At 52.1% G+C, this 9,433-nt stretch carries 12 protein-coding genes; 10 read left to right on the plus strand and 2 right to left on the minus strand.

Going from position 1 to position 9,433, the window contains the following annotated elements:
• Window positions 1–104: 104 nt before the first annotated feature.
• Both EKM84_RS10770 and EKM84_RS10775 read right to left on the minus strand, forming a co-directional pair.
• The gene (locus EKM84_RS10770) at window positions 105–845 is read right to left on the minus strand and encodes an amino acid ABC transporter ATP-binding protein (RefSeq protein ID WP_125765770.1); all 741 of its coding nucleotides are present in this window, start codon (window positions 843–845) and stop codon (window positions 105–107) included.
• Window positions 838–2,313 carry an ABC transporter substrate-binding protein/permease gene (locus tag EKM84_RS10775; protein WP_125765771.1) on the minus strand — a complete coding sequence of 492 codons (1,476 nt, stop codon included), beginning with the start codon at window positions 2,311–2,313 and terminating at the stop codon, window positions 838–840. Before EKM84_RS10775 ends, EKM84_RS10770 begins: the two co-directional genes overlap by 8 nt.
• A gap of 277 nt (window positions 2,314–2,590) precedes the next feature.
• On the opposite strand from EKM84_RS10775, the gene EKM84_RS10780 reads away from it, so the two are divergent.
• From EKM84_RS10780 to EKM84_RS10825, 10 genes are all read left to right on the plus strand, one after another.
• The gene (locus EKM84_RS10780; protein ID WP_125765772.1) at window positions 2,591–3,328 is read left to right on the plus strand and encodes a YebC/PmpR family DNA-binding transcriptional regulator; all 738 of its coding nucleotides are present in this window, start codon (window positions 2,591–2,593) and stop codon (window positions 3,326–3,328) included.
• Window positions 3,329–3,448: 120 nt separating this feature from the next.
• Window positions 3,449–4,414 carry a competence type IV pilus ATPase ComGA gene (gene comGA / locus EKM84_RS10785; RefSeq protein ID WP_125765773.1) on the plus strand — a complete coding sequence of 322 codons (966 nt, stop codon included), beginning with the start codon at window positions 3,449–3,451 and terminating at the stop codon, window positions 4,412–4,414.
• Between the two features lie 10 nt (window positions 4,415–4,424).
• Entirely contained in the window at window positions 4,425–5,405 is a 981-nt protein-coding gene (locus tag EKM84_RS10790) for a type II secretion system F family protein (protein ID WP_225418188.1), read from the plus strand.
• Window positions 5,398–5,727: a prepilin-type N-terminal cleavage/methylation domain-containing protein gene (locus EKM84_RS10795; protein ID WP_125765774.1), complete on the plus strand. Its 330-nt coding sequence runs from the start codon at window positions 5,398–5,400 to the stop codon at window positions 5,725–5,727. Before EKM84_RS10790 ends, EKM84_RS10795 begins: the two co-directional genes overlap by 8 nt.
• Complete coding sequence (locus tag EKM84_RS10800; RefSeq protein ID WP_125765775.1) at window positions 5,714–6,181, plus strand: type II secretion system protein; 468 nt, start codon at window positions 5,714–5,716, stop codon at window positions 6,179–6,181. The genes EKM84_RS10795 and EKM84_RS10800 overlap by 14 nt, the downstream gene beginning before the upstream one ends.
• Entirely contained in the window at window positions 6,132–6,338 is a 207-nt protein-coding gene (locus EKM84_RS10805) for a hypothetical protein (RefSeq protein ID WP_125765776.1), read from the plus strand. Before EKM84_RS10800 ends, EKM84_RS10805 begins: the two co-directional genes overlap by 50 nt.
• Window positions 6,335–6,766, plus strand: a complete 432-nt coding sequence (locus EKM84_RS10810; RefSeq protein WP_125765777.1) for a prepilin-type N-terminal cleavage/methylation domain-containing protein — start codon at window positions 6,335–6,337, stop codon at window positions 6,764–6,766. The genes EKM84_RS10805 and EKM84_RS10810 overlap by 4 nt, the downstream gene beginning before the upstream one ends.
• Window positions 6,721–6,987: a hypothetical protein gene (locus tag EKM84_RS10815; RefSeq protein WP_125765778.1), complete on the plus strand. Its 267-nt coding sequence runs from the start codon at window positions 6,721–6,723 to the stop codon at window positions 6,985–6,987. Before EKM84_RS10810 ends, EKM84_RS10815 begins: the two co-directional genes overlap by 46 nt.
• Window positions 6,988–7,055: 68 nt before the next feature.
• Window positions 7,056–8,078: a class I SAM-dependent methyltransferase gene (locus EKM84_RS10820; protein WP_125765779.1), complete on the plus strand. Its 1,023-nt coding sequence runs from the start codon at window positions 7,056–7,058 to the stop codon at window positions 8,076–8,078.
• A gap of 15 nt (window positions 8,079–8,093) precedes the next feature.
• Window positions 8,094–9,284: an acetate/propionate family kinase gene (locus EKM84_RS10825; protein ID WP_125765780.1), complete on the plus strand. Its 1,191-nt coding sequence runs from the start codon at window positions 8,094–8,096 to the stop codon at window positions 9,282–9,284.
• The last annotated feature ends 149 nt before the right edge of the window (window positions 9,285–9,433 follow it).

Raw genomic sequence — 9,433 nt, forward strand, 5'->3', positions numbered from 1 at the left:
TACGAAATCGTGGGCGGTCCTCTTTGACTTGTTTTGTGAAAATTAAAATCAGGCAGAAAAAATGCTCGCCGGCACCTTGTCGACGAGCATTTTTAAACGGTTATTTACATCAGAATCTTGGATAAGAAGTCTTGTGCCCGTTCCGTTTGTGGATTACTGAAGAAGTCGTCCGGGGTACTGTTTTCTTGAATGAAGCCATCGGCCATGAACCAGACACGATCGGCGACAGACTTGGCAAAGCCCATTTCATGGGTGACCACGACCATCGTCATCCCTTGTTCGGCTAGCTGTTGCATAACGCTCAACACTTCACCGACCATTTCGGGATCCAAGGCAGAGGTTGGTTCATCGAACAGCATGACCTTGGGATCCATGGCCAGGGACCGCGCGATGGCGACCCGTTGTGCTTGGCCACCGGAAAGGCTGGCAGGGAAGGCGTCGGCGTGGTCGTCTAAGTTGACCTGCTTGAGGAGCTCGTGGGCCCGCTTAGTCGCCGTGGCGTCGTCCATGTGCTTGACCTTCATCGGGGCCAGCTTGATGTTTTCGAGCACGGTCATGTTCGGGAAGAGGTTGAAGCTTTGAAAAACCATTCCCATTTGTTCCCGTAACTCGTTAACCCGCTTGGTATCCAGGGTCGTCAGGTTTTCACCGGCGAAGTCGACCTCACCAGAAGTGGGTGTTTCCAGCAGGTTCAAGCACCGCAGGAAGGTTGATTTCCCACTACCTGAAGGGCCAATGACGACGATGACTTGGCCAGGGGTGACTTGTTCCGTGATATCCTTTAAGACTTGGTTTTTGCCAAAGTTCTTGGCGAGATCTTTAACCTCAATAATTGGTTTAGTCATGTTGCATTCTCCTTTCGAAGTAGTTCAGAATCCGAGAAGCCGTGAACGTCAGGATGAAGTAGAGCACCATGATGACGGCGATTGGGGCAACCCCCCGGTAAGTGTCAGAACGCACAATGTTGCTTTGGAAGATCAGTTCGGAGACCCCAATGATGGAGACGATGGAACTGTCCTTGATCAGGGTGATAAATTCGTTCCCCAGTGATGGCCAGATGTTCTTTAAGGCTTGTGGTAAGACGACGTAGCGCAAGGTAGCGCCGCTAGACATCCCCAGGCTACGAGCAGCTTCCGTTTGACCGTTGTCCACGGAGTTGATCCCCCCACGGATGTATTCGGCCACGTAAGCCCCAGAGTTCAAGGAGATGGCGATGATCCCGGAAGTTAAGGCGGGCAGGTTAACGATGAGTCCTAAACCAAAGTAAACGAACATGACTTGGACCATCATTGGCGTGCCCCGGATAAATTCAACATAGGCCGTGGCTAACCACCGTAGGGCCGTCTTCAAGACGCCGCCCCGGGCCATCCGTGCTAGGGATAAGAGGACCCCTAAGATAAACCCGAAGAAAACGGAGCAGACGGTGATAATCAAGGTGTATTCGATCCCAGTCAGGAAGGCTTTCCAGTAGTGGAACATGCTAGTGTTAACCGTGTTGGTCTTTAAGTATTTCCCAGCGGCGGGCAGGTAAGTCTTGTTGACGAGGTTCTGCTTTTTAATTTGATCAACGGACTTGTTGGCTTTGTTGACTAAAGCCGTGGAGCCCTTGGCAAAGGCAACGGAAGCGCTGGTATCCGAAGCACTTAAATTAAAGTCACTGGGGATGGCGGCGAGTTCCTTGTTATTGGCCACGTAGGCTTGCGCAGAAGGCTTTTCCATGGCGACCCCTTGGATCTTGTGGCTTTGCAGCGCCAGAATCAAATCGGACACGGAGGTCATCCCTTTGACGGTCGTGCCACTGGTCTGCTTCTTGGATTCGTTGTACATGGTCGACCCGGTCTGGGCCCCAATGGTCTTGCCAACGAAGGAATCTTTGTTCTTATAGATTCCCTTGTCACTCTTGTTGATGACGATGCTGTACCCACCTTGGTAGTAGGTGTGGGTGAAGGCCACGTTTTTCCGCCGAGCGGGTGTAGGGTTCATCCCGGAGATAACCATGTCGACTTTCCCCGTTTGCAGGGCGACTAATAAGGAATCAAACGACATCGACTTTACGACGAGCTTGACGCCCATGTCCTTAGCAATCTTTTGGCCGACGGCAACGTCCATGCCGACAATCTTAGTCTTGCCGTGAACGGTTGCCTGGAATTCATAAGGTGGATAATCAGGCGAGGTCCCCATGACCAGCGTCCCCTTTTTCTCAATCTTTGTCAGTGAGTTGTCGGTGGCAGCGTTCGCCGTCGTGGTTAGGGTGGTGAAGCCGGTGACCAGCGCCAACAGCAGAGCAAAGAATAATACCAATCTCTTCTTCATATAAAGGCTCCTCAATATTTTTTGATGTTGCTAACGAGTATAGCAGGACTCGATTATTTATACAAGAATTATTTTGAAAAAGGTGGTTTTATACACAATCTATTCTTTTATGAATTATGAAAACACTGTTTTAAAGGGAAAAGACGATGACGTTTATACATTTTTTGTTGTATAGATAAATAGTGAGCTTGCCAATTGAATGAAAGCGGAGTAAGTGCTAATATGAACAGTGTCTGTTTTATACGGATATATAAAACTTTAGAAAAGAGGAGTTACGATGTCAGGACATTCTAAATGGCATAACATCCAGGGCCGGAAAAATGCTCAGGATGCAAAACGTGGAAAAATCTTCCAAAAAATCTCACGTGATTTGTACCAAGCTGCAAAAGCAGGTGGTCCTGATCCCGACGGTAACCCTCAACTTCGTTTGGAAATGGACAAAGCGCGGGCAGCTAACATGCCTAAAGACAACATCAAGCGGGCTTTAGATAAGGCCTCTGGTGTTGGTGGCGCTAAGTTCGAAGAAATCACCTACGAAGGCTACGGTCCAGCCGGGACAGCAATCATGGTTGCTGCCTTAACGGATAACAAGAACCGGACGGCTGCGGCTGTTCGTTCTGCCTTCACGCACCATGGTGGTGCATTGGGTGCAGCCGGTTCCGTTTCATACATGTTTGATCGTAAGGGTTACATTGTCATCTTACGTGATGGCTTGGACACGGATGAAGACACGATGTTGATGGATGCTTTAGACGCCGGGGCAGATGACATGCAGACCACGGACGACGAGTTCAAGATCTTTACCGATCCACAAAGTGAGATTAGTGCCCGTGATGCATTACAGGCCAAGGGTTACAAGCTGGACACCGCTGAAGTGCGGATGTTCCCACAAAACACGACCGAAGTACCAGAAGCTAAGGCTCCGCAATACCAAGGTTTGATTGAAGAACTCGAAGACAACGACGATGTTTCTGATATTTACGAAGCAGCTGTTTTGCCTGAAAGTGTTGAATAGATTTTTTAGAAATAACGTTCACTTCGGTGGGCGTTATTTTTTTTGCATTTTTTTCAAAAATAAAAAATATTTGGCGGTCGATTACGGAGTTAACTTAAAAGGACTTGGAGGTGGCACAACTTGATAGAGGACCTAATTCAAAAACTCATTGCCGCAGCGGTAACCCAACATGCCAGTGATATTTACGTCTTACCCCACGAAACGGGGTATCAGATTCGGTTACGACAGGCGCTGGAACTCGTGGTGTGGCAAACGGTGACATTGGCAGTAGGGATGCAGATCATGACGTATTTTAAATTTCACGCTAACATGGCCGTTAGTGAACGGCGACGGCCCCAGGTCGGGGCACTGACCTGGCCGGGACCCGTGCAGGTCGAGCTACGTTTTTCAACCGTGGGGGACTATGCCAATCAGGAGTCTCTGGTGATTCGGGTCATCTACCCCTATGCGGCCACCCGAACGGCTTATTTAGTGCCGCCGCAACAGGGACAACTCGTGACCTTGGCCCAGCAGCGGGGATTACTATTGTTTGCTGGGCCAACCGGGGCGGGGAAGACCACGACCATGTATACGACGGCGAGCGGCTTAGCCCAGTCCGCCGTCGTGCTGACCGTGGAGGACCCGGTGGAAATCAAAGAGCCGCGGTTTATTCAGCTACAGGTCAATGAACCAGCGGGGATGAGTTACGATGCACTGATCAAGGTGGGCTTACGGCATCGACCTGACGCTTTTATTATTGGGGAGATTCGTGACCAACAGACGGCCCAGGCGGCGGTTCGCGCGGCGCTGAGTGGGCATTTAGTCTTGAGCACGGTGCACGCCCAAACAGCGGTCGGGACCGTTGGCCGGCTGGCGGACTTGGGGATTGCGCCGAACCAGCTTCGGCAGGTATTGACGGCGGCATGCTATCAACGACTGATTCCTAAGCAGGATGGCACCCCAGCCGTTCTCCTGGATATTGTGACCGGATCTGCTCTGTGGCAGGCAACCACGACCCCAACAGAAAGGTGGCGAGAAGCCCTTGAAGATGCAGCAGCAACCCAACTTATTACCCCGGCTACGGCGGCTAAATTTCGGGCGGGCTAGGTGGTCGCTAGTGACCCAGGCGCGTTTCTGTCAATTGCTCGCCGACCAACTTGCGAGTGGCTTTTCACTGAAACAGGCCGTGACCTTTTTACGGACGGTTGGTGGGGAGTTTCCGGCAAGCTTGGCAACGCTCGAGCAAGCCCTACTAACAGGGGCCGACCTGGTGCCCCTGTTAGCACCATACCTGCAGCCCAACGTCTACTTTCAGTTGCAAGTGACGACGACATACGGTGAGCTAGCACCGGCGTTGCGGGAGGCGGCCGAGCTTTTACGGTTGATGGCGACCCAGCGGCAACGACTCCGCCAATTATTGGCGTATCCGCTGGGCCTGTTTGTCAGCATGGCCGGCTTGTTTCTGACGCTACAGGTGGGGATTCTTCCCCAGCTGCAACAGGGCCTGGCGCCGACCAAAGCCCTCCCCATTGGCTGGCAACAGTACGGTTGGTTGGGTGGTGGCCTCATCTTGGTCCTAGCACTAGTCAGTGCCGGACGGTGGTGGATGCGCCAACCGAGTCTGCGCTTGGCAAGCCTGTACTTGCGGGTGCCATTTATCGGCGGCATCTGTCGGACCTACTATGCCTACTATTTAACGGCAAACCTCGGTCAGCTGGTGCAGAGTGGCCTGAGCATCAAACAAATGATAGCGGTGCTCCAACACCTGCCGGAACGAGCCTTGCTCCATCAGCTGGCCCACCGGCTGGAACACCAGCTAGCCGGTGGGCAATCGCCCGTTGGCTGGTTGAAGGAGCAGCCGTTTATCCCAGCGCAGGTGTTGGTCTTTCTACAAAAGGGGAGCACCAATGCGCAATTGGCCCGGGAACTCCGGGCGTTCAGTACGCTTCAGTACCGGGAACTGGTGCGCCGAACGGAACGGGGCTTGGCTTTGGTCCAACCGATTCTACTGGGTGTCGTGGCCATCCTGATCGTTGGCGCCTATCTGAATCTCTTGTTACCGATGTATCAAAACTTACAGGGGGTCTACAATGACTAACGTGCGGCACGGCTTTACGCTGGTAGAAATGACCATCGTGCTCTTCATTATTTCCTTATTGATCTTAATTATTTTGCCTAACCTGAATAATCAGCGGCAGCGCGCCAATCAGATCCACGGCAATGCCATGACCACGGTCGTTCAGGGCCAGGTCACAGCCTACCTGGATGATCACCCGGTCAAGGACGCTCAGCAACCCCATGTAACTTATGAGATGCTCCGGGCCGGTAAATACCTGACCGTCCAACAGGTTGAACGCGCCGAACAGGAACGCATCCAAATTAAAGGGGACCAGGCTGTTGCCCAGAATGCCCAGAAGTAGGGGCTTTACCCTATACGAAATGCTGATTGTGCTGGTCATCGTGTCCGGACTCACGGTACTGGTCACGTTTCAGGGGCAGCGGCACCAACGGCTGTTGGCGGAACGGGCCTTCTGGCCTTCCTGGCAACGGATGTGGACGGCGGGCCGGCAAGTCGCCATCCATCGCCGTGAAGTGGTGAGCATTCGGGTGACTTCAGCGCAACGCCTGGTAACGCTCAGCACCGTCAAGGGTCATCAGGTCCTAGGGCGGCTGAGGATTCCACCAACTCTACAACTGCGCGATCCAGACACGGCTTGGACCATTCGGCCTTCCGGGACGTCGACGGCATTACGAATGGAATGGTACAGTACGGCCAGCCATAACTGGATTTATCAAACGTTTCAATTGGGAGGAGCGATTTTTTATGTGGAAACCACGGCAACGCGTCGGTCACCACGGGTGGGTCCTGCCTGATGCCTTGTTGGCCTTAGCGGTGGTGTGTTTGGCGGTGACCCTGACCACGGATTTCTTACGGACCACTCATCATTTAGAGCAGCAACGGCAGGTTAGGCTAGAGACGGCGCGCCGGGCCCACGACCGGGCCTTACAAGACTGGCTGAATCAGCAATGAGGCCCCGCGCGGGTTTCACCTTAATTGAAACGGTCGTGGCGTTGGCGATTGCGGCGGGGATGTTTGTCCTGGTGACGGGTACGGAGCAAACATTCTTGCGGCCACTCCGGCATGATCCAGTGGCTTGGTATCAGGTAGTCCAGCTCCTCGAACAGCCGGGCCGCTACCGGTTCGCAGCGGCTGACGATGATGTCCTCACCATTTACGACCAGCGGCAGGCCGATAAGCCAGTGAGACTATCAGTTGACCGTAAGCAAGTCTTGAAGCTGACCAACGCCCGGTTTCGCGGGTACGATCCCTTGCTTCGCCAGGTCACAGCCATTCACTGGCAGAATCTGGGCAAGGGCGTTGTTCGGCTACAGCTCAAACAGGAGGGATTGCCTTGGCAGACCACACTCGTCGATTTGCGCGGCACCACGGGTTCCTGACGCTTTGGGCACTCTTCTTCCTGGCCAGTGTCAGCCTACTGTTGAGCGTCGTGGGCGTTGGGTTAGCGGCCCGCCGGGAGACGACCAACCAGCTGGTTCGCGACTATAATCAGTCGACCCAAAAGATTGTGCACCAGACCCGACAGCTCGTGAAAAAAGCGGGTCCAGCCCGGCGTCACCAGCCGGCCAAAGCGGATTCACCGCAAAGATTGCTTGAATAAAGGGTAAAAAATCGGTAGTATAGATAGCGGATACAATGTGTCATGGAAAATTCACAAGGAGGCGAAGCGTGCTGTCACAAGAACAGACCGAAGCGCTCTTTAAGGTACTGGATGAGTCCACGACGACCTTACAAGCAGCACTAAGCACATCTTATTTAGATGCGTTCGTTGAGACGGGGGATAACCTCCTCAACGGACAAGTTCAAGTTGAAGACGATCGGCCAGATCAAAAGGCCGTCGCCCAATTAACTGACTTGTACCAGCAGGCCGATTGGCAAAGCTTTGATTCGGAAACGGTCCGGCGAGCAGTGCAGTTAGCAATGCTGAAAGCCATTCGTGTCGATGAAGTCCAAGCCAATCATCAGTTAACGCCTGATACCATTGCCTACATCATGGGCTATTTGGTTACCCGGTTAGAGAAGGGGAAGACCCACCTGTCATTACTGGACCTAACGGTAGGGACAGGGAACTTGTTAACTGCGGTGATTTCACAGTTAAAAGCGGTCGTTGCTGGTAAAATTGATGCGTACGGGATCGATAACGATGACACTATGTTAGCGATTGCCCAAACGTCCAGTGACCTGCAACGCATTCCGGTGGAACTGGTTCACCAGGATGCCTTGGAACGGTTATTGGTTCCAGCTAGTGACTTGATTGTGGCTGACTTACCAATTGGGTATTACCCGGTTGATGACAACGCAGTCAACTTCAAGACAGCGGCGCAAAAAGGGCACACCTATGTGCATCATTTGTTGTTGGAGCAAGCCATGAATCAGTTGACGCCCGGCGGTATCGGAGTCTTTCTGGTGCCTTCACAACTCTTCCAGAGTGAACAGGCACAGAACCTGTTGAAGTGGTTGCCAAACAACGCTTATTTGCAGGGGTTGTTGAATCTGCCAAGTGAGTTATTTGCGAACGCCAACGCACAAAAGGCCATTCTGATCTTACAGAAGCCGGGTGCGGGCGCCAAGCAAGTTGAACAAGTCATGTTGGGGGAATTCCCTTCATTTAAGAATCAATCAGCGTTCCAAAAGTTTGTTGCAGAGATCGTGCAGTGGGAAGAACAGAACCTACTGACGGATCGCAAATAAAAGGAGAAATACCACATGGGAAAATCATTAGCAATTAATGCCGGCAGTTCAACTTTAAAGTTCAAGCTGTTCGAAATGCCTGCAGAATCAGTTATCGCTGAAGGGGCCATCGAACGAATCGGTTTGGGCAACTCTTTAGTTGAAATCAAGTACGGTGACGGCCAAAAGTACGAAACGCATGAAGACGTGGACGACCACAGTGCCGCTATCCAATTGATGTTGAACCAATTGACTGACTTGAAGATCATCACCGACTTCAACGAAATCACTGGGATCGGTCACCGGGTCGTTGCCGGGGGTCAAGAATTCAAGGACTCCGCCATTATTGATGACGAGGTCTTACAAAAAATCAAGGACTTGTCCGAATATGCCCCACTGCACAACCCAGCCGCTGCTTTGGGCATCGAAGCCTTCAAGAAAATCTTGCCTAACGTCTTGAGTGTGGCCGTATTTGATACGTCCTTCCACACCTCCATGCCTCAAGAAAACTACATGTACGCCATCCCTTACGAATACTACGAAAAGTATGGTGCCCGTAAGTATGGTGCCCACGGGACTAGCCACCGTTACGTTGCTGGCCGGGCCGCTGCCATGTTAGGCAAGCCATTGAAGGACTTGAAGCTGATCACCATGCACCTGGGTGCCGGTGGTTCGATCACCGCTATCAAGGATGGCAAGTCCTTTGATACGTCCATGGGCTTCACGCCGCTGGCCGGTATCGAAATGGCGACCCGTTCTGGGGATATCGATGCGTCCTTAGTGGCTTACCTGATGGAAAAGCTGAACATCGACAAGCCAAACGATATGATCAACATCTTGAACAAGAAGTCTGGTTTGATCGGGGTTTCTGGTGTTTCCGCTGATATGCGTGACCTGGAAAAGGTTCAAGCTAAGAACCCACGTGCGAAGTTGGCCCGGGACATGTTCATCAACCGGATCATTCGCTACGTTGGGTCTTACCTGGCTGAATTGGGTGGTGCTGACGCCATCGTCTTCACGGCCGGTGTTGGTGAAAACGATATCATGATTCGTCAAGAAGTGGCTGACAAGTTAAGCTACTTCGGCATTGGCGTTGACCCAGAAAAGAACAACATTCGTGGCGTTGAACGCGACTTGAGTGTTGCCGGTTCTAAGATCAAGACGCTCTTGATCCCAACCGATGAAGAATTAATGATCGTTCGAGACATCGAACGGTTACGGAAATAAGCCGTAAAAAGTGAGGGGCGTTGGTCCACTCACGAAAGCGACCTCACTGGCATTTTGTGCCGGTGGGGTCGCTTTTATATGAAATAAAAGAATATTTGAGCGCACTAAACCATAACGCTCGAATCAGCGAAAAAATTCTAGTATACTAG

This window comes from Levilactobacillus mulengensis (assembly GCF_003946045.1).
In the GTDB taxonomy this organism is placed as follows: domain Bacteria; phylum Bacillota; class Bacilli; order Lactobacillales; family Lactobacillaceae; genus Levilactobacillus; species Levilactobacillus mulengensis.

Excerpts from the sequence above, each read along its gene's own strand:
- EKM84_RS10770 (WP_125765770.1), bottom strand. The coding sequence starts at position 845 with ATGACTAAACCAATTATTGAGGTTAAAGATCTCGCCAAGAACTTTGGC.
- EKM84_RS10775 (WP_125765771.1), bottom strand. The coding sequence starts at position 2,313 with ATGAAGAAGAGATTGGTATTATTCTTTGCTCTGCTGTTGGCGCTGGTC.
- EKM84_RS10780 (WP_125765772.1), top strand. The coding sequence starts at position 2,591 with ATGTCAGGACATTCTAAATGGCATAACATCCAGGGCCGGAAAAATGCT.
- EKM84_RS10795 (WP_125765774.1), top strand. The coding sequence starts at position 5,398 with ATGACTAACGTGCGGCACGGCTTTACGCTGGTAGAAATGACCATCGTG.
- EKM84_RS10800 (WP_125765775.1), top strand. The coding sequence starts at position 5,714 with ATGCCCAGAAGTAGGGGCTTTACCCTATACGAAATGCTGATTGTGCTG.
- EKM84_RS10805 (WP_125765776.1), top strand. The coding sequence starts at position 6,132 with ATGTGGAAACCACGGCAACGCGTCGGTCACCACGGGTGGGTCCTGCCT.
- EKM84_RS10810 (WP_125765777.1), top strand. The coding sequence starts at position 6,335 with ATGAGGCCCCGCGCGGGTTTCACCTTAATTGAAACGGTCGTGGCGTTG.
- EKM84_RS10825 (WP_125765780.1), top strand. The coding sequence starts at position 8,094 with ATGGGAAAATCATTAGCAATTAATGCCGGCAGTTCAACTTTAAAGTTC.